The 19,064-nt window shown below is 64.0% G+C and carries 17 protein-coding genes; 3 read left to right on the top strand and 14 right to left on the bottom strand.

All coding sequences use genetic code 11. The features are described from left to right. Positions 1-39 precede the first annotated feature (39 nt). From FJ943_RS09945 to cysG, 5 genes are all read right to left on the bottom strand, one after another. Entirely contained in the window at positions 40-573 is a 534-nt protein-coding gene (locus FJ943_RS09945) for a DUF934 domain-containing protein (protein ID WP_140721145.1), read from the bottom strand. A gap of 169 nt (positions 574-742) precedes the next feature. Next, positions 743-1,507, bottom strand: a complete 765-nt coding sequence (locus FJ943_RS09940; protein WP_140721142.1) for a phosphoadenylyl-sulfate reductase — start codon at positions 1,505-1,507, stop codon at positions 743-745. Further along, on the bottom strand, positions 1,482-3,152 hold the full coding sequence (locus FJ943_RS09935; protein ID WP_015315696.1) for a nitrite/sulfite reductase: 1,671 nt from the start codon (positions 3,150-3,152) through the stop codon (positions 1,482-1,484). The genes FJ943_RS09940 and FJ943_RS09935 overlap by 26 nt, the downstream gene beginning before the upstream one ends. Before the next feature lie 45 nt (positions 3,153-3,197). Beyond that, on the bottom strand, positions 3,198-3,491 hold the full coding sequence (locus FJ943_RS09930) for a DUF2849 domain-containing protein (RefSeq protein WP_015315695.1): 294 nt from the start codon (positions 3,489-3,491) through the stop codon (positions 3,198-3,200). Beyond that, positions 3,488-4,936 carry a siroheme synthase CysG gene (cysG, locus tag FJ943_RS09925; RefSeq protein ID WP_140721139.1) on the bottom strand — a complete coding sequence of 483 codons (1,449 nt, stop codon included), beginning with the start codon at positions 4,934-4,936 and terminating at the stop codon, positions 3,488-3,490. The genes FJ943_RS09930 and cysG overlap by 4 nt, the downstream gene beginning before the upstream one ends. 380 nt (positions 4,937-5,316) lie before the next feature. On the opposite strand from cysG, the gene FJ943_RS09920 reads away from it, so the two are divergent. Continuing rightward, positions 5,317-5,766 (top strand): host attachment protein, encoded by a 450-nt coding sequence (locus FJ943_RS09920; protein WP_015315693.1) that lies wholly within the window; start codon positions 5,317-5,319, stop codon positions 5,764-5,766. Between the two features lie 223 nt (positions 5,767-5,989). Further along, positions 5,990-7,774: a cation:proton antiporter gene (locus tag FJ943_RS09915; RefSeq protein ID WP_140721136.1), complete on the top strand. Its 1,785-nt coding sequence runs from the start codon at positions 5,990-5,992 to the stop codon at positions 7,772-7,774. A gap of 95 nt (positions 7,775-7,869) precedes the next feature. Here FJ943_RS09915 and FJ943_RS09910 read toward each other — a convergent pair whose 3' ends face one another. The 8 genes from FJ943_RS09910 to FJ943_RS09875 all read right to left on the bottom strand — a co-directional run bounded on the left by FJ943_RS09910 (position 7,870) and on the right by FJ943_RS09875 (position 15,061). Further along, positions 7,870-8,622: an SDR family oxidoreductase gene (locus FJ943_RS09910; RefSeq protein ID WP_140721133.1), complete on the bottom strand. Its 753-nt coding sequence runs from the start codon at positions 8,620-8,622 to the stop codon at positions 7,870-7,872. A gap of 78 nt (positions 8,623-8,700) precedes the next feature. Then, positions 8,701-10,968, bottom strand: coding sequence for a transglycosylase domain-containing protein (locus FJ943_RS09905; RefSeq protein WP_140721131.1), 2,268 nt, complete (start codon positions 10,966-10,968; stop codon positions 8,701-8,703). A gap of 316 nt (positions 10,969-11,284) precedes the next feature. Further along, the gene (locus tag FJ943_RS09900; protein WP_140721128.1) at positions 11,285-12,199 is read right to left on the bottom strand and encodes a hypothetical protein; all 915 of its coding nucleotides are present in this window, start codon (positions 12,197-12,199) and stop codon (positions 11,285-11,287) included. A 25-nt stretch (positions 12,200-12,224) separates the two neighbouring features. Beyond that, positions 12,225-12,371, bottom strand: a complete 147-nt coding sequence (locus FJ943_RS09895) for a hypothetical protein (RefSeq protein WP_140661693.1) — start codon at positions 12,369-12,371, stop codon at positions 12,225-12,227. A gap of 25 nt (positions 12,372-12,396) precedes the next feature. Then, entirely contained in the window at positions 12,397-12,651 is a 255-nt protein-coding gene (locus FJ943_RS09890) for a GlsB/YeaQ/YmgE family stress response membrane protein (RefSeq protein WP_140721125.1), read from the bottom strand. A 108-nt stretch (positions 12,652-12,759) separates the two neighbouring features. Further along, positions 12,760-12,963, bottom strand: coding sequence for a hypothetical protein (locus FJ943_RS09885; protein WP_140661692.1), 204 nt, complete (start codon positions 12,961-12,963; stop codon positions 12,760-12,762). 13 nt (positions 12,964-12,976) lie between these two features. Beyond that, positions 12,977-13,597 (bottom strand): ribonuclease D, encoded by a 621-nt coding sequence (locus FJ943_RS09880; protein WP_140661691.1) that lies wholly within the window; start codon positions 13,595-13,597, stop codon positions 12,977-12,979. Positions 13,598-13,675: 78 nt separating this feature from the next. After that, positions 13,676-15,061, bottom strand: a complete 1,386-nt coding sequence (locus tag FJ943_RS09875; protein ID WP_023770650.1) for a M20/M25/M40 family metallo-hydrolase — start codon at positions 15,059-15,061, stop codon at positions 13,676-13,678. Positions 15,062-15,487: 426 nt separating this feature from the next. On the opposite strand from FJ943_RS09875, the gene polA reads away from it, so the two are divergent. After that, the gene (polA, locus tag FJ943_RS09870) at positions 15,488-18,445 is read left to right on the top strand and encodes a DNA polymerase I (protein WP_181174533.1); all 2,958 of its coding nucleotides are present in this window, start codon (positions 15,488-15,490) and stop codon (positions 18,443-18,445) included. Between the two features lie 16 nt (positions 18,446-18,461). Here the strand turns inward: polA and FJ943_RS09865 are convergent, their stop codons facing one another. Further along, a complete protein-coding gene (locus FJ943_RS09865) occupies positions 18,462-18,866 on the bottom strand; it encodes a Fur family transcriptional regulator (protein WP_015315682.1) in 405 nt (134 codons plus the stop codon). Positions 18,867-19,064: the final 198 nt, after the last annotated feature.

Below are 19,064 nucleotides of genomic sequence, written 5' to 3'. Positions count from 1 at the left end.
TTTTTGGAGTAGAGGCCTTCGACCTTGCTAGAAAAAGCGTCAGCTGTTGCGAAGGCGCCGCCAGGAATATTTCGGTCCCTTGGTCTCCGTTATGGCGGCCGGCTGGTAATAAAGCCCCAACCCGCCGGTGCGGCCTTCTTCCAGGCGCTTCATGAGCACTGGATTCGAGATCTCGAATTCATCGAAGCCAAGCCGCAGCATGTGCGGCAACGGGTCGACCAAGACCTGCCCGGTGGCACGCAGCGCGCCCGTGAAATGATAACGGCTGCGCAGCAGTTCGCCCTTTGAGAAGGAGCGGCCGTCGCCGAAAGCCGGGAAGGCCAGCGCCACCAGCGACAGCTGATCGAGCAGGTCGGCGATCTTCTCGAGCTGGTCGCCGGGCTGCAGCACGACGCCGAGCCGCTCCTTCGCCGAGCGGCGCACCTCCGGGTCGAGATCGAGGAACGCCTGCAGCGGCAGGATGAATCGGCCATTGCCGGAAAGCGCGTCGGCGCTCTCGGCATGGCTCCACTCGTCCTCGCGAAAACCCTCCGGGGTCCAGAGCCGTGTCTCCGGTGTCGTCGGTCCAGTCATCAAAATTCCTAAAATTCGAAGAGTTCGAGCGTGTGTTGAAATTCAGGTCAGGCTGTGTCGAAAACGGCGGCTTGCGAGAACCGGAGCGGAACGTACTTGAAGTCCGTGAGCACCGGAAGCGCAGGAAGCCGCCGTTTGCAGCCCGGCCTCACCTGAATGGCAACATACCCTATAGTGATGCGTCGGTCAGCGACACTTCCAGTCCCGACAGGTGAATGCCGCACTCGGTCTTGGCGTGGCCGGCCCAGCGGCCGCTGCGCGCATCCTCGCCCGGCTGCACCGGCTGCGTGCAGGGAAAGCAGCCAATCGACAGATAACCATAGGCGACCAGTGGGTTTTCGCGCAGCGCATGCGCGCGCATGTAGTCGGCCTGGTCCGACGTCGTCCAGTGCGCCAGCGGATTGATGCGGATGCGAGGCCCGACCGCCTCGAACACCGGAAGTGCGGCCCGTGTCGAGGCCTGGAAGCGTTTGCGGCCCGTGAACCAGGCGCGGAAGGGTGCGACGCCACGCGCCAGCGGCTCGACCTTGCGTACGTCGCAGCAGGCATCGGTGTTGTTCTGGTGCAGATTGCCGGTCGGGTCGATCCGTTCGAGCGCCGCTTCGTCCGGCTTGATCACCCGGATGTTAGTCAATCCGAAATCGGCGACCAGCGCGTCGCGATAGCCGAGCGTCTCCTCGAAATGCTTGCCGGTATCGAGGAAGATGACCGGCAGCGTGCGGTCGATCTTGGCGATCATATGCAGCAGTACCGCCGAATCCGCGCCGAACGAAGACACGGCGGCGATCTCGTCGTGAAACAGATCATTGGCCGATCGTTCGATGATGTCGATCGGGCTGAGATGACCGTAGAGCGCGTCAAACCCCGCCGCTTTGGCGGCGATGCCGTCATCGACCTCGGCAATATGGTCAAGCGGCCTTGGCTTCGCCAGCATAGAGCGCCTCCTTGAACGGCGCGGGACCGACACGGCGGTAGGCGTCGATGAATTTTTCCTGAGGGTTGAGCCGAAGGCCGAGATAGGTGTCGACGATCTGCTCGATGGCGTCGGTGATTTCTTCCGAAGAGAAGCCACGGCCGATGATCTCGCCGACCGAAGTGTTCTCGTCGGCCGAACCGCCCAATGTCACCTGGTAGAGTTCGGAGCCCTTCTTCTCGACACCGAGGATGCCGATATGGCCGACATGGTGGTGGCCGCAGGCATTGATGCAGCCGGAGATCTTCAGCTTCAATTCGCCGATCTCGCGCTGCCGCTCCAGCGAGGCGAAGCGGCGCGAGATTTCCTGTGCGATCGGGATCGAGCGTGCCGTCGCCAGTGCGCAATAATCGAGGCCCGGGCACGAGATGATGTCCGAGATCAGGTTGGAATTAGCCGTCGCCAGCCCGATGTCGACCAGCGCGTCATAGACCGCCTTGAGGTCGGCACGCGCCACATGCGGCAGGATCAGGTTCTGCTCGTGGCTGACGCGAAGCTCGTCGAAGGCATATTTCTCGGCAATGTCGGCGACCGCTTCCATCTGGCTGTCGGTCGCATCGCCCGGCACCTCGCCGATACCCTTGAGCGAGATCGTCACCGCCGCGTAGTCAGGGTGGCGGTGCGTCACCACGTTCTGGTCGAGCCAGTCCGAGAAGCCCTTGGAATCCAGCCGCGCCACCTTGACGGCAGCGTCGCCGTCCGGCCGCCCGGTCAGCGCCGGCGGTGCGAAATAGGCCTCGATCGCGCGGATGTCCGCCTCGGGCAGCTTCAGCTCCGCGTCCTTCAATTCCTGCCACTCGGCCTCGACCTGGCGGGTGATTTCCTCGGCGCCGGTCTCGTGGACCAGGATCTTGATGCGCGCCTTGTACTTGTTGTCGCGGCGGCCATAGAGATTGTAAACGCGCAGGATCGCCGTGCAGTAGGAGAGAAGGTCGGCTTCGGGCAAGAAGTCGCGGATCTTCCTCGCCACCATCGGCGTGCGGCCCTGGCCACCACCGACATAGACGGCGAAGCCGAGTTCGCCGGCGGCGTTCTTCTTCAGGTGCAGGCCGATATCGTGCGTCTGGATGGCGGCGCGATCGCGCTCGGCTCCCGTCACCGCGATCTTGAACTTGCGCGGCAGGAACGAGAATTCCGGATGCACCGAAGACCACTGCCGCAGGATTTCCGCATAGGGACGCGGATCGGCGACCTCGTCGGCGGCAGCCCCGGCAAAATGATCGGCGGTGACATTGCGGATGCAGTTGCCGCTGGTCTGGATGGCGTGCATCTCCACGCTGGCCAGGTCCGCCAGAATTGCCGGAATGTCCGACAGCGCCGGCCAGTTGAACTGGATGTTCTGGCGCGTGGTGAAATGGCCGTAGCCCTTATCGTATTTGCGGGCGATGTGGCCGAGCATGCGCAACTGCTTGCCGTTCAGCGTGCCGTAGGGCACCGCGATGCGCAGCATGTAGGCGTGCAGCTGCAGATAGACACCGTTCATCAGCCGGAGCGGCCGGAACTGGTCCTCGGTGATCTCGCCGGACAGCCGGCGCTCGACCTGGTCGCTGAACTCGGCGACGCGGGCCTGGACAAAATCGTGGTCGAACTCATCGTAACGATACATGCTTCGTCTTTCAGGGCGCGTCCGCCCGTTCACCTGGTGTCCTGGCTATGCCGCCCGCTCGGCCTGCTTGCCGAGGTCGTTGCGGATGGTCGGGCCGGCGGCGCGGATCTTCTCGCGCAGCCGCACCGGCTCGACAACGCCGTCGACGATGTCCGCGTCGATCAGATTGACGTCGACCACTTCATTGTCGGCATGGGCCTTGGCGCCGATCGCCTCCAGCCGATCCTCGGCCGCCTTGTCGTGGGCAAGGTCCGCATGGTCCACCGTCTCGGCCCAGCCGCCATCGGCGTACCACACGGCAATGCCGTCGCCGAGGCGATTGGCGGTCAGTATCTTCATGGCTGAACTCCCTCGGCGGCTGCTACGGGCACGCTCTCGTGCCTGTGTGCCGCGAGCGGCTCGGACTGCTCGAAATTGGCGCCGGCGACGGCGTCGCCGATGATGGTCATGACCGGGCCCGACAGATCGGCGCGCGCTTCCAGCGACGGCAGGTCGGCAAGCGTGCCGTGGAAGCGTCGGCGATTGGCCAGGCTGGCATTCTCGACCACGGCGACCGCCGTGTCCGGCGACAAGCCCGCCTCGATCAGCCGGCCAGCAACTTCGGCCGCGACCGAGCGGCCCATGTAGACGGCAACGGTAGCGCCGGAAATCGCGAGCTTGGCCCAATCCGGCAGTGAATTGCCCTTGAGATCGTGGCCGGTGGTGAACACCATCGAGGAGGAAACGCCGCGCAGCGTCAACGGCAGTTCGAAATCGGCGGCAGCGGCAAAGGCCGCTGTGACGCCTGGAACCACCTCATAGGCGATGCCGGCGTCACGAAGCGCGGCCATCTCCTCGCCGGCGCGGCCGAACACCAGCGGATCGCCCGATTTCAGCCGCACGACGCGCTTGCCCTGACGGCCGAGATCCACCAGCAGCGCATTGATTTCGGCCTGGCTCTTGGTATGGCAGCCCTTGCGCTTTCCCACCGGCAGGCGCTCGGCATCGCGGCGGCCCATGGCGACGATCGCCTCCGGCACCAGCGCGTCATGGACGATGACATCGGCCTCCATCAGCAGACGATGCGCCCGCAGGGTCAGGAGGTCCTCGGCGCCGGGACCGGCGCCCACCAGGGCGATGTGGCCGCGAATGGGCGCGTCGGACAACAGCAAATCGGTGGCGGCTTCGCGCGCCTGTGAAAATTCGCCGGCCTCGACGGCGCGTGCTGGCGCTCCGCCGAAGAAGTCGCTCCAGAAACGGCGACGTACATTGCCCCTGGGCAATCTCTCGGCGGCATTGCGGAACGACGCCGCAAGCGCTGCCAGTGGTCCGAGCGAGGGCGACAGCATGCGGTCGATGCGGCTGCGCAGCATCTGGGCAAGCACGGGGCCCGCGCCTTCGGTACCGATCGCCACGGCGACCGGTGCGCGGTTGACCAGCGCCGGAGTAAAGAAATCACAGAGGTCCGGCCGGTCGACGGCATTGACGGGAATGCCCAGCCGGCGCGCGTCGGCGGCGACGCGACGGTCGAGCGCCTCGTCGCCGCTGGCGGCAAACACCATCACGGCGCCTTCAAGCTGCGAAGCATCATACGCGCCGGGCATATGGTTCGCGCCCGTCTCGGCGATGAAGGCCAACAGATCCGGTTCGGCATCCCCACCGATGATGTGCAGGACCGCGCTCGACTGGGCGATCAGCCGCGCCTTGGCCAAAGCCTCCTCGCCGCCGCCGACAATGGCCACGGCTTCGCCCTCGACCCGCATGAAGACGGGGAAGGCGTTGAGCTTGGTGGTGGCTTGCGACATGACAAAGCAGATCCGGGAACAGGGTCGCAGTTTTACGCCCAAGCGTAAAAAAGCAGAAGCAAAGCACTCGCGCATCCGGTGATGGCAGGCAATCGCTTTTCCGCAACCGCGAAGGGCAGGAGAAAAATATTCCATGCCCATGCACCGGGAGCGCCCGGGCTGCTGAAACGCGCCTTGATTTCAGGCACTTTTAGCTGCCGGCGACCGATCCCACAAAACAGTTTTTTCTAATTTCTACCAATTCAGTAGATTAAAGTCGTCCGGTGGTGATTTCGTCTTCAGCGCCTGTCTGCACGGCCACTCGGTGCTCCGTTCGGGTGGAACGTTGACGGGTCAAAATGCGTTCCCGGTATAGCCACCACTCAACAAGGAGCGTCCCTATGAACACGATCAAACTGAAGCATGGCATTTGGGTTTTGGTGGCCGACGGCGAAAAGGCGCTCCTGCTCAAGAACGCCGGCGACACCAAGTTTCCCAACCTTGAAGTCGTGCAGGTGATGGAACAGGAGAACCCGCCCACACGCGAACAGGGAAGCGACAGCCCCGGTCGATACAATGACGGCCCATCCGTGCATCGCAGCGCGGTCGAGGAGACCGACTGGCATCGCATCGGCAAGGAACGCTTCGCCGAGGAGATTGCCGCCCGCCTCTACAAGCTTGCACATGAGGGTGCATTCGACAGCCTTGTGCTTGTCGCCCCGCCCATGGTGCTCGGCGCGATGCGCAAGAAGCTGCATAAGGAGGTTGGCGACAAGGTGACGGCCGAAATCCCGAAGACCATGACCAACCACGCCATTTTCGAGATCGAGGCATTGCTGCAGGCAGCCTGACCACGCGCGGCGAAGGCGCCCATCGGGTCGCAGCACGGTCGCCACTGAACCCAAGCACCTGACCGGCAGTCACTCAGCTGCCGGTCAGGTTTTTGCCGTCTCGACGTTGATTCGCGGCTTTGCGGGTTGCATCGCCGACACCCCGTCCACCATATTGCAAACAGGCGGCGGCTTAGGGCGGCGCATATCCGACATCGCTGGCTTGAAAGGCGCTCCATAGACAATGCCGCATGACACGCCCCTTATCGCCACCATCGTCGCCGGTCTGGGGCTGGCTTTCGTCTTCGGCGCCCTCGCCAATCGGTTCCGCATTCCGCCACTGGTCGGCTATCTCGTAGCCGGCGTGCTGGTTGGGCCGAACACACCCGGTTTTGTCGCCGACGCCGGCCTTGCCAACGAATTGGCCGAAATCGGCGTCATCCTCCTGATGTTCGGCGTCGGCCTGCATTTTTCGCTGAAGGACCTTCTGTCGGTCCGCGCCATTGCCGTGCCGGGAGCCATTGTCCAGATCGGCTTTGCCACGGCGCTCGGCGCCGGGCTGTCCTGGATGCTCGGCTGGTCGATGGGGGCGGGCGTGGTGTTTGGCCTGGCGCTATCGGTCGCCTCGACCGTGGTGCTGCTGCGCGCGCTTCAGGAACGCCGCTTGATCGAGACCGAGCGCGGCCGCATCGCCGTTGGCTGGCTTATCGTCGAGGATCTGGCCATGGTGCTGGCGCTGGTGCTGTTGCCGGCCCTTGCCGGCGTACTCGGCGGCCAGGAACCGGCCGATGCCCATTCGAGCGGCCTGCTGGCGCTGCCGGCCAGTTACGGCATCTGGGGTGTCGTCGGCATGACGCTGGCGAAGGTCGCCGCTTTCGTCGTCGTCATGCTGGTGGTCGGCCGCAGGGTCATTCCCTGGATCCTGCACTACGTTGCCCATACCGGGTCGCGCGAACTGTTCCGCCTCTCGGTGCTGGCAATAGCGCTCGGCGTCGCCTTCGGCGCGGCAAAACTGTTCGGCGTCTCGCTGGCGCTGGGCGCCTTCTTCGCCGGCATGATCATGAGCGAATCCGAGCTCAGCCACCGTGCCGCGGAAGAATCGCTGCCGCTGCGAGATGCTTTCTCGGTGCTGTTCTTCGTCTCCGTCGGCATGCTGTTCGACCCGTTCAGCCTGTTCAGCAACGGCCTGCCGATCCTGGCGACGCTGGCCATCATCGTCATCGGCAAGTCGCTGGCGGCGTTCGTCATCGTCGTCGCCTTCGGCTATCCGCTGGCCACGGCCTTGATGATTTCGGCCAGCCTCGCCCAGATCGGCGAATTCTCTTTCATCCTGGCCGAACTCGGCGTCGGGCTGAAGCTTCTGCCCGAACAGGGACGGGACCTCATCTTGGCCGGCGCCATCCTGTCGATCGTGCTCAACCCGCTGATGTTCCTGGTCATCGATTGGATGAAGCCGTGGCTCGAGGCCCGCGCTGCCAGGACGGCGCCGCCGGCGGACGCCAAGCCGGTTGGTCCTGCGACGGAACCGGGCCATGTCGCCTCGGTCGCCGTGGCATCCAAAAAGGAAGACGGCCCGCCACCAAGGACGGTGCTCACCGGTCATGCCATCCTGATCGGCTACGGCCGCGTCGGCGGCCTCGTCGGCGCCGCGTTGAAAGAAGCAGCACGGCCTTTCCTGGTCATCGAGGATGCCGACAAGACGCTGGCGAAGCTGAAAACGGACGGCATCGAAACCGTCGCCGGCAACGCCGCCAACGCCGAAGTCTTCGCCGCCGCCAATCCCGAAGGCGCCACGCGGCTGATCCTTGCCATTCCCAACGCGTTCGAGGCCGGCCAGATCGTGCTGCGGGCACGCGCCGCCAATCCCAACATCAACGTCGTCGCCCGCGCCCACTCCGACGCCGAGGTCGAGCATCTCAAGGGGCTCGGCGCCGATACGGTGATCATGGGCGAACGCGAGATCGCGCGCGGCATTGTCGAAGAGGTGCTTGGCCACAAGCCGCGGGTCGCTGAACCGTCCGCTGCCTGAGCCGGCGCTGCCCACAGGCGCGTTGATCAAGCCACGAATGAACTGCGAAGGCTGTTGTCACGCTGGCCAGATTAGCGGGCCTTGGCTCGATCAGTTCACACGTGCTGGCCGCCATTGATGTGGATTTCCGAGCCGGTCACGTAGGACGCTTGGCTCGAGCACAGGAAGAAGATGATGTCGGCGACCTCAGCCGTGGTGCCCAGGCGCCGCAGTGGGATGGTCTCGACGATTTTTTCCGTGCCCGGCGACAGGATCGCGGTGTCGATCTCGCCTGGCGCGATGGCGTTGACACGGATGCCGTGCGGGCCGAAATCATGCGCCATCTCGCGCGTCAGCGAGCCGAGCGCGGCCTTCGAGGTCGCATAGGCGGTGCCGGCGAAGGGATGCACGCGGGTGCCGGCGATCGACGTCACATTGACGATCGAGCCCCTGGCCGCCGCCAATTCCTTGAACAGGCCGCGCGCCAGCATGATCGGCGCGAAGAAATTGACCTGGAACACGTCGCGCCAGACATGCATCGGCGTGTCGATCGAGTTCATGCGGCTGTTGCCGTCCTTGAGCTTGGGCGAAATGCCTGCATTGTTGACCAGCGCGTGCAACTGGCCACCATGCGCTTCCAGCCGATGGCGGATTTCCGAGACCGCAATACCGACATCTTCCTGGTCTGCGAGATCGACCTTGATGTGATCTTCCGGCCCTGCCGGCCACGGGCAATCCTCGGCAAAGGCCTGGCGTGAGCAGGTGATGACGCGCCAGCCCTCGCGCGAAAAGCGCTTGACAGTGGCATGGCCGATACCGCGGCTGGCGCCGGTCAGCACGATGGTTTTTCTGGTGTCGGTCTCGGTCATGTCGCGGTCTCCGGGCTGGACATGTAGCCGAATGCCGCTGAGGTGGCGAGAGGCGGATTGACGCCGCCAGCCGGCTGCTCAGCCGCCGCCAAGGATATCCAGGATCGACGTCTGCCGTTTCTTGAGCCGACCGCCGACGCTGCCTGGCGGCACCGGATGTCCGACCGAAGCGGTGGTGCCGTCATCCGCCGGCATATCGAAGCCATCGGCATCGACGGTCTGGGCAGGCCGCGCCGCACGGACCGGCGTTGCCGGTGCTGTCGCCTGCGCGGCCGGCGGCTGCTGGCCGACGGACGCCGACGGAACCGGTGCCGGCTGGTTGGTGCTGGCCGAGGGAATCTCGTCGGGGACGATGGTGTCGGCCGGCGTCGATTTCCAGGTGCCGGGCAGCGGCCGCACGGACACGCCCTCATGCGCGGCGACCATGAACTCGTGCCAGGCCTGCGCCGGCAGCGCGCCGCCGGTGACCTTCTTCATCGCCGTGCCATCGTCGTTGCCGAACCATACGCCGGTGGTCAGATTGGCGGTATAGCCGACGAACCAGGCGTCGCGCGAATTCTGGCTGGTGCCGGTCTTGCCGGCCGACGGCCAGGCGAAAGCCGCCTTCCTGGCGGTGCCGACCTCGACCGTGCCGGTCATCATCGAATTCATCATGCCGACGATCTCGGGCTTGATCACGCGCGGTGCGCTGCCGCCGGCGCTGTCGTAGAGCACCTTGCCGTCTGACGTCGTCACGCGGCGGATGAAATGGATGTCCGGCTTGTAGCCGCCATTGGCGAAGGGCACATAGGCCGAAGTCAGCTCCAGTGGCGTCACTTCCGAGGTGCCGAGCGCGATCGAGGTGTTGGCCTGCAGGTCGGACTGGATGCCCATGCGGTGCGCGGCTTCCACCACCGCGTTCGGGCCGACTTCCATGGTCAGCTGCGCGGCAACCGAGTTCAGCGATTTTGCCAGCGCTGTCGCCAAGGTGACCTTGCCAAAATACTTGCCGCCGTAATTGTCCGGCGTCCAGTTGCCGATCTTGATCGGCGCATCGTTGCGGATGCTGTCAGGCGTGCGGCCGGCTTCAAGTGCCGCCATATAGACAAACGGCTTGAACGCCGAGCCCGGCTGCCGGCGCGCCTCCGAGGCACGGTCGAACTGGCTGGTCGAATAGTCGTAGCCGCCGACCATGGCGCGTACCGCGCCGGAATCGTCGATCGATACCAGCGCGCCCTGGGTGACGTTGAGCTTCTTGCCGCTGTCGTCGATCAGCCGGCGTATCGACTTTTCGGCAAGTTTCTGCAGGTTCAGGTCCACGGTAGAATCGATGACGATATCGCCGCGCACGTCGCCGATCAGGTCGGGCAATTCTTCCATGATGGTGTCGGCGACATAGTTTTCCGAACCCGTCCAGTAGGATGGCGAGCGCGTCGCCGGTGCGCTGAGCGCCGTTTTCAGCTCCTTTTCGCTGATCTTGCCCTCCTCGCGCATGGCGCCGAGCACCAGCTGCGAACGCTCCTCGGCGGCCTTGGGATCGCGCGCCGGCGACAGCCGCGAGGGCGCCTTCAAGAGGCCGGCAAGCAGGGCGGCTTCGGACAGCGTGACGTCGCGCGCGCTCTTGCCGAAATAGCGCCGCGAGGCCGCCTCGACGCCATAGGCGCCGGAGCCGAAATAGACCCGGTTGAGGTACATTTCGAGTATCTGGTCCTTGCTGTGCTTGTGCTCGAGCCATAGGGCCAGCAGCACCTCCTGCACTTTACGCTCCAGCGTACGGTCCGGCGTCAGGAACAGGTTCTTGGCCAATTGCTGCGTCAGCGTCGAACCGCCTTGCGAGAAATGCCCGCCGATGAGGTTGGTGACCATGGCGCGCGACAGGCCGATCGGATCGACACCGAAATGCGAATAGAAACGGCGGTCCTCGATGGCGATCACCGCCTCGGGAATATAGGGGGACATTTCGTGCAGGCCGACCGCCTCGCCGCCGCTCATGCCGCGATTGGCCAGCAATTGTCCATCGGCCGAGACGATCTTGATGTTGGGCGCACGATCGGGGATCGACCAGGTCGTGGCCGCCGGCATCTTGGCGCCATAGTAGATGACGACGCCGGCCACCGCGATGCCGCCCCAGATGGCGAGCACGAAGCACCAGTAGAACAGCCGGCCGAGCACGCCGAACAGCCCGCGCCCGCCTCCGCCGCGCCTCCCCCGCGGCGATTTCGCCTTCGATGATTTGCGTTTGGCGGAGGCTTTGCGGTTGCTCGGCACGACGCGGTCCTCCTCGCTCACCGAAAGACCCGTCTGGGATCTCGCTCGCGGCGGTCCCTCGAAGCTGGGCTCGATGCGACTGTCTCTGCGGTTCGCCATGCGCTGCGCTTGATGTCCCCGGTGCCAATGGCGCTCGGGTTGAAGAGTAGATGCGGCGATTTAAGGGCGGGTTAAGCAGGCCTTCGGCCAAACCTCTGAATTCCGTAGGGATTTGTTAATCCTCTTCTCTCCGACACCGTCGGTTCGCCACCGGGAAACGGCCGGCGCCCGGCCTGCGCTTAAAAGCGCGCCAAGCCTGGCTCGATCCCCGAGCCTGCCGTTCCGACAATCGACGCCGGCGGATAGAAGGCCAGCGCCTGCTCCTCGCAGGTGACCGCAACGACATTGTTCGAGCGGTCGACGGACCCCGATCCTTCTAGATCGGCTCGAACTTCACATCCAGCTGGTCAGGACCCGCAGCTTGCCGCAACAAGGCGACAAGTTGTTCGCGCCTGTCAACCGGCTGCCTTCGCCAGTTCGAGGCATTGGTTACATGCAGCCAGCCGTCGACCGACATGAAGAAATCCTCGTGCTCGTCATCGCCCTCGCCGCAGCGCAGCAACTTGTTCTCGGTAAATCTGACCAGCGCCTGGTCGATCGTGCGGTAGAGCAGCGGCCAGTTGCCGCCACCCGAGTCCATACGGAATTTGTAGCTCGGCGCGAAATCCAGCCGCTGCCGCAACAGGCTTCCGTCGAAAAAACAGAAGGCGGGCCACAAGAACCAGCCGCCCGGCGTCGGAGTGTCGCGCCGGACACTGCCGTAGACGCTCTTGCCCTTCAGCCGGTCGCGGATTGAAAAAGATTCCGTCGGAAAGATGTCATGGTCGATGAAGCCGAAGACCTTCGGGGCCAAGCCGGTCATGAAATTGCGCACGATCCAGTTGAGCGCCTGGCCGTGCGATCTGCTGACCGTCAGCCTGTTCCTCGGCAACGCTACATAGGGGACGTGCTGGCGCAGGCAGAGGTCGCGGATGGCTTCCCTCGCCTCCTCCTTCTTGCTGTTGTCGAAGACGATATAGCTCTCGTGCTCGGCCAGGTGTCGGCGCACGAGGTGGATCTGCCATGCGATCACATCAGGCCGGTTGAAGGCAACGCTGGCGACGACCGCGTCACGGAACGATTGCTGTCGTCCCTGCAATTCGCTAACCGGCGCGGATGTCCTCAGGAAGCGAAAAGTCCGCCAGTAATAGCGCAGCAACGCCTCGCGTCGTGGCGGCCGGTTCAGCCTCTCCCATTCCGCCACGGTAATCCTGGGCCGCTCTCCGCTCTGCCACGCGTCGGAAGCCCCCATGTCACGCTCCTGGATCCCGGCGGGTTCAGTTCTGCTGGATTGAAATGCCCTTGTCGTCGATCTTGAGTTCGACGCCTTTCGGCCTGGCCTGCTCGCGGTAGACGTAGGCGCCCAGCGCGACGACCACGACGATGAGCGCGCCAATGATGAGATAGAGCGTATTCTGCTTCATGGCGCGCCTTTTGTCGTGCCGAACCTCAGGCTCGTTTCAGCACCCTGACCAGAACCAAAAGGATGATGGCGCCGATCGTGGCGTGGATTATGGAGGCGATGATGCCACCATCGATCGAGAAGCCGATGCGCGGAAACAGCCAGCCGGCGATGAACGCGCCGATAATGCCGACGATGATGTTGCCGATCAGGCCGAAGCCGAAACCCGAAACGATGAGACCGGCGAGCCAGCCGGCGATGGCACCGATGAGGATGAAGACGAGAAGGCTTTCGACGCCCATGGCGGGTTCCTCCGTGCAAGAGGGCGGGTGCGGAGCGGAAGGCTCCGAATCGGCCCCGATATCAACGGCTTCAGGCTAGTCGAAAGCAGCCGGCCTCGCCAGCGGCGCTCACTGGTCGTCGTCGTCGCTGGCAGCGGGCCGCCAGCTGGTCGGCTCGACCTTCTTCTGCGTATGGCTGTCGGTGTAGACCCACCAGCCGCCGTCGCGGTATTGCGCTAAGGATTCATTGAGGACTCCGTCGCTGTCCTTCCAGGTGACGGTGACCTTGGAGCCATCGGTCGGCGCGCTCGATATCGGCTTTCTGTCCGCCATCTCATCCCTTTTCTCAGCTGTGAGCGAAGATATCCTCTTCGTCCCAACCCATCAGGTCAAGCTTGGCCCGCGTCGGCAGGAAGCGGAAACAGGCGTCCGCCTCCTTCGTGCGGCCCTCGCGCGCCAGCCGTCCCGCCAGCGCATCGCGCAAACGATGCAGATAGAGCACATCGGAGGCGGCGTATTCGAGCTGTTCGGGCGACAGCGTTTCGGCCGCCCAATCCGACGATTGCTGCGCCTTGGACAGACCGATGCCGAGAAGCTCGAAACAGATGTCCTTCAGCCCGTGCCGGTCGGTGTAAGTGCGCGTCAGCCGCGAGGCGATCTTGGTGCAGAACACCGGCTCGGCCATCACGCCAAACGCATGGTAGAGCACGGCGAGGTCGAAGCGACCGTAGTGGAACAGCTTGGTCACCCTGTCGTTTGCCAGCAGCTTGACCAGGTTTGGTGCTTCCTTCTGGCCCGGCGCGATCTGGATGACATCGGCGCTGCCGTCGCCAGGCGAGATCTGCACCACGCAGAGCCGGTCTCGGTGCGGGTTGAGGCCAAGCGTCTCCGTATCGATCGCCACCGCCGCGACATCGTAATGCGAAAGGTCGGGCAGATCGTTTTTATGGAAGCGGATATCGCTCATCGTTTTCTCCGGGTCGCGGCGTTACCCGTCCTCGCCGCGATCCGGTGAAAAATCAACAAGAAAACGTGTTTTCCGCGCTCAGCGTGTCAGCGCATCCAGAATGCGCGCCCAGGAGCGCTGGCCCTTGTGGAAGGAGCTGAGCTCGTATTTCTCGTTGGGCGAGTGGATGCGGTCGTCATCGAGGCCGAACCCGACCAGCAGCGATTCCATGCCGAGATAGGTCTGGAAGTCGCCCACCACCGGAATGGAGCCGCCGCTGCCGGTCGTCACCGCGGGCTTTGGCCATTCGTCGGAAAGCGCCGTCTTGGCCTTGGCCAGGAAGGGCGAGTCGTAAGAGAGCTGGATTGCGGGTGAGCCGCCATGAGCATGGAATTCGACCGTACAATCGGCCGGGATGCGTTCCTTGACGAATTTCTGGAAGGCCGCGCGGATCTTTGCCGGATCCTGCTTGTGGACAAGGCGGAACGAGACCTTTGCCGAGGCTTCCGCCGCGATGACTGTCTTGAAACCCTTGCCGGTATAGCCGCCGATGATGCCGTTGAATTCGGCGGTGGGTCGCGCCCAGGTCAGTTCCAGCACCGAGCGGCCTTTTTCGCCCGATGGGATCGACAAGCCGACAGGCCCAAGGAAGGTCTCGGCCGTCTCGCCCAGCGTCTCCCATGATTTCAGCACCTGCGAGGGCGTTTCCTCGACGCCGTCATAGAAGCCCGGGATGGTGATATGGCCGTCCTTGTCGTGGATGTCGGCCAGCACCTTGGCCAGGATGCGGATCGGGTTGGCGGCAGCCCCGCCATACAGGCCCGAATGCAGGTCGCGGTCGGCGGCCTTCACCGTGATCTCCTCGCCGACCAGACCGCGTAGCCCGACGCAGATCGACGGCGTGTCGCGGTCCCACATGCTGGTATCGCAGACCAGCGCGAAGTCGGCCTTGAGCTCCTCGGCATTGGCTTCGAGGAACGGCTTCAGCGAGGGCGAGCCGGATTCCTCCTCGCCTTCGAACAGGATGGTGACCCGGCACGGCAGGCTGCCGTGCACCTGTTTCCAAGCACGGCATGCCTCGACGAAGGTCATCAGCTGGCCCTTGTCGTCGGCCGAGCCGCGCCCGGTGATGATCTTGTGACCAGGTCCGACCTCCTTGATCGCGGGGGCGAAGGGATCGTTTTCCCACAGTTCGATCGGGTCGACCGGCTGCACGTCGTAATGGCCGTAGAACAGCACATGCGGCGCGCCAGCCGGCCCATCATGATGCGCAACCACCATCGGGTGGCCCGGCGTGTCGCGCACGCTGGCGTCGAAGCCGATCAGTTTGAGTTCCGCCACCAGCCATTCCGCCGCCTTGCGGCAGTCGGCGGCGTAGGCTGGATCTGTGGAGATCGATTTGATCCCGAGCAGGCCGAAGAGCCGTTCCAGGCTCTGGTCGAGATTCTTGTCGAGACGGTCGAGGACGGGGGAGACTGCGGACATTTGCAATAGCCTTTCGGTTCAGTGTCGGAACCGTAAAGGCAGAGCGGCGAAACGAAAAGCCCGGGACGATTGGACCACGACCCGGATGGCCGCCGCGGGCAAAAAAATGCCGCCGTGGTGGAGGGGGAACCACGGCGGCCTTTTACTCGAAACGATGCGGCAGCCCGGAGAGGGGGGATAGGCTGCCGCAATTGTCCGGTATAGGCGGGGGACGGGCCTTGCTCCGGACTTCGGCGAAAACTGCCGATGACGTGTATTTGGGTCTGTGAACGTGGCGATTCAAGGGCGTCAACGTTACACTTTTGTAACGTGCCCGTGAGCGGGCCTGTATGCCTTTGATCCGTCAGGTCGCGATCTGTCAGGGTGTTGTATCTGGCGCTGTCTTTGGCATGGACCAAGCCATCGCGCCGCGCTATCCCTGCCCGCATGAAAAAAGGCGATCATCTCTTTCTCATCGACGGCTCCGGCTACATCTTCCGCGCCTATCACGCGCTGCCGCCGCTGACCCGCAAGTCGGACGGCCTGCCGGTCGGTGCCGTTTCCGGCTTCTGCAACATGCTGTGGAAGCTGATGCAGGACGCCCGCAACACCGATGTGGGCATTGTGCCGACGCATTTCGCCGTCATCTTCGACTATTCCTCGAAAACCTTCCGCAACGACCTTTATCCCGAATACAAGGCCAACCGTTCGGCTCCGCCCGAGGATCTGATCCCGCAGTTCGGCCTGATCCGCCAGGCTACCAGGGCGTTCAACCTGCCCTGCGTCGAGATGGAAGGCTTCGAGGCCGACGATCTCATCGCCACCTATTGCCGGCTGGCCTGCGAGGCCGGCGGCGACACCACCATCATCTCCTCCGACAAGGACCTGATGCAGCTGGTTGGCGAAACGGTCGGCATGTACGACCCGATGAAGGACCGGCAGATCGGCATCCCCGAAGTCGTCGAGAAATGGGGCGTGCCGCCGGAAAAGATGATCGACCTGCAGGCGCTGACGGGCGACTCCGTCGACAATGTGCCTGGCGTGCCCGGCATTGGGCCAAAGACCGCGGCGCAACTGCTCGAGCAGTTCGGCGACCTCGACGGATTGCTCGCCCGCGCCGGCGAGATCAAGCAGGAAAAAAGGCGGGAATCGATCATCGCCAACGCCGACAAGGCGCGCATCTCGCGCCAGCTGGTGACGCTGAAGAACGATGTGCCGGTGGCAGAAGGATTGGACGATTTCGTCCTGCATGCCCCCGACGGACCGAAGCTGATCGGCTTCCTCAAGACCATGGAGTTCACCTCGCTGACCCGCCGTGTGGCGGAAGCGACCGGCACCGAGGCCGGCGACGTCCAGGCCGTCGCGGTGCCCGTCGAACGCGCCGATAATGCACATGGCCCCGATGTCGGCGCCGGAACACCGCCCGTTGCCCGGAACGGGACGGGCTCCGAGCCTGGCCAGGCTGCTGAAATCGAGACGACGGAGACGCCAAAACAAGGTGACACCCCTTCCCTCCTGGCCGCATTGCGGCTGGAGAGAGCGGCGACCGCCAAGATCGATACCGCGGCCTATCAGTGCATCCGCGATATCGCGACGCTGAAAGCCTGGGTCGCGGAGGCGCGGGAGGCCGGTATCGCTGCCTTCGACGTCAGGGCCACCTCGACCGATCCGATGCAGGCCGAACTGATCGGCTTGGCCATGGCCACAGCGCCTGGCCGCGCCGGCTATATTCCCTTCGCCCACAAGAGCGGCAATGGCGACCTGCTTGGCGGCGGCACGCTCGAAAGCCAGGTTCCGCTTCGCGAGGCTCTGGCGGTCCTCAAACCCCTGTTCGAGGACAGGTCGGTGCTGAAGATCGCGCAGAACCTGAAATATGATCTGGTCATCCTGAGCCGCTACGGCATCGATGTCGCGCCGTTCGACGACACCATGCTGATCTCCTACGTGCTCGACGCCGGCACGCCGCATGGCCACGGCATGGATGCCCTTGCCGACAAATGGCTTGGCCATAAACCCCTTCAACTCAAGGACGTGACCGGTTCCGGCAAGAACTCTGTCGGTTTTGACCAGGTCGATATCGACAGGGCGACCGCTCACGCCGCCGAGGATGCCGACGTGACGTTGCGGCTGTGGCGGGTGCTGAAGCCCCGGCTTGCCGCCAAGGGCCTGGTCTCGGTCTATGAACGCCTGGAGCGGCCACTGGTGCCGGTGCTGGCGCGCATGGAACAGCGCGGCATTTCGGTCGACCGGCAGATCCTGTCGCGGCTGTCGGGGGAACTGGCGCAAGGTGCGGCCCGGCTCGAGGAGGAAATCTACCTGCTCATCGGCGAGCGCATCAACATCGGCTCACCCAAGCAGCTCGGCGACATATTGTTCGGCCGCATGGGCCTGCCCGGCGGCTCCAAGACCAAGACCGGCCAGTGGTCGACCTCGGCGCAGCTGCTCGAAGACCTTGCCGCGGAAGGGCACGAACTGCCGCGTAAGATCGTCGATTGGCGCCAGCTGACCAAGCTGAAATCGACCTACACCGACGCCCTGCCCGGCTTCGTCAATCCCGACACGAAACGCGTCCACACCTCCTACGCGCTCGCCGCGACGACGACGGGCCGTCTGTCGTCTTCCGACCCGAACCTGCAGAACATTCCGGTGCGCACGGCTGAAGGCCGCAAGATCCGGACCGCCTTCATCACCGACAAGAACCTCCGGCTGGTGTCAGCCGACTACAGCCAGATCGAACTGCGCGTGCTCGCCCATGTCGCTGAAATCCCGCAATTGCGGCAGGCCTTTGCGGATGGCGCCGACATCCACGCCATCACAGCGTCTGAAATGTTCAACGTGCCCGTGGAGGGTATGCCGTCGGAAGTGCGCCGCCGTGCCAAGGCGATCAATTTCGGCATCATCTATGGCATCTCGGCCTTCGGTCTCGCCAACCAGCTGTCGATCCCGCGCGAGGAGGCGAGCGCCTACATCAAGAAATACTTCGAGCGCTTTCCCGGCATCCGCGATTATATCGAGGAGACCAAGGCCTATGCCCGCGAGCACGGCTTCGTCGAAACGATCTTCGGCCGCCGCATCCACTATCCCGACATCAGGTCCTCGAACCCGTCGCTGCGCGCGTTCAACGAGCGCGCCTCGATCAACGCCCGCCTGCAAGGCACCGCCGCCGACATCATCCGCCGCGCCATGATCCGCATGGAGGAAGCCTTGGACAAGGCCAAGCTGTCGGCCCGCATGCTCCTGCAGGTGCATGACGAACTGATCTTCGAAACGGTCGAGGCGGAAGTCGAGGCGACGATCCCCGTCGTGCGCCATGTCATGGAAAACGCGGCGATGCCGGCGGTCTCGATGTCGGTGCCGCTGCATGTCGACGCGCGGGCCGCCAACAACTGGGACGAGGCACACTGACGCGCTAGCGAGGCCCTCAGGCCGCTTGCGCCAAACATTTCGCGCAGGTCCCGCGAAATTCGATCACCGCCTTCTTGGCGGCGAAGCCGGTCGAGTTGACCCATTCGTTCAGCCGGTGGTCGACGTCGTGATCGGACATTTCGGTCACCTGCCCGCAAGTATCGCATATGGCGAAGGCGGTCATCGAGTGGCTATGGTCGTGCGGCTCGGCGCAGGCGACGAAGGAATTAATGCTTTCCAGCCGGTGCACGAAACCTGATTTCACCAGCGTGTCGAGCGCGCGATAGACCTGCAATGGGGCGCGAAAACCGCGCTCGCGAAGCTGATCGAGCAAGGTGTAGGCGCTGAGCGGCCCGCTGGCGATCTCGAGTTTCTCGAGCACGCACAACTGGTTTTTCGTCAGCACATCCCTTGCCGCCATGGTCCTGTTCCACTTGTCCTGCACTGTTGGCGGGCTGTCTGCGCATGCAAACGGCCCGATCCCATTCAGATAGCGACGAACCGCCCTCTTTGCTACTCTTCTGTTGTTGTCCCGGGCCAATCGATGACGCGCGGGCACATTGGCAGAAATCTCGACGAGGGTAGCCAAGGGTGTGCCAGGCACCATTGGCCTGCCGAC

It is taken from the genome of Mesorhizobium sp. B2-3-10, from assembly GCF_006442275.1.
In the GTDB taxonomy this organism is placed as follows: domain Bacteria; phylum Pseudomonadota; class Alphaproteobacteria; order Rhizobiales; family Rhizobiaceae; genus Mesorhizobium; species Mesorhizobium australicum.
This window is presented reverse-complemented; position numbering and strand designations above follow the sequence as displayed.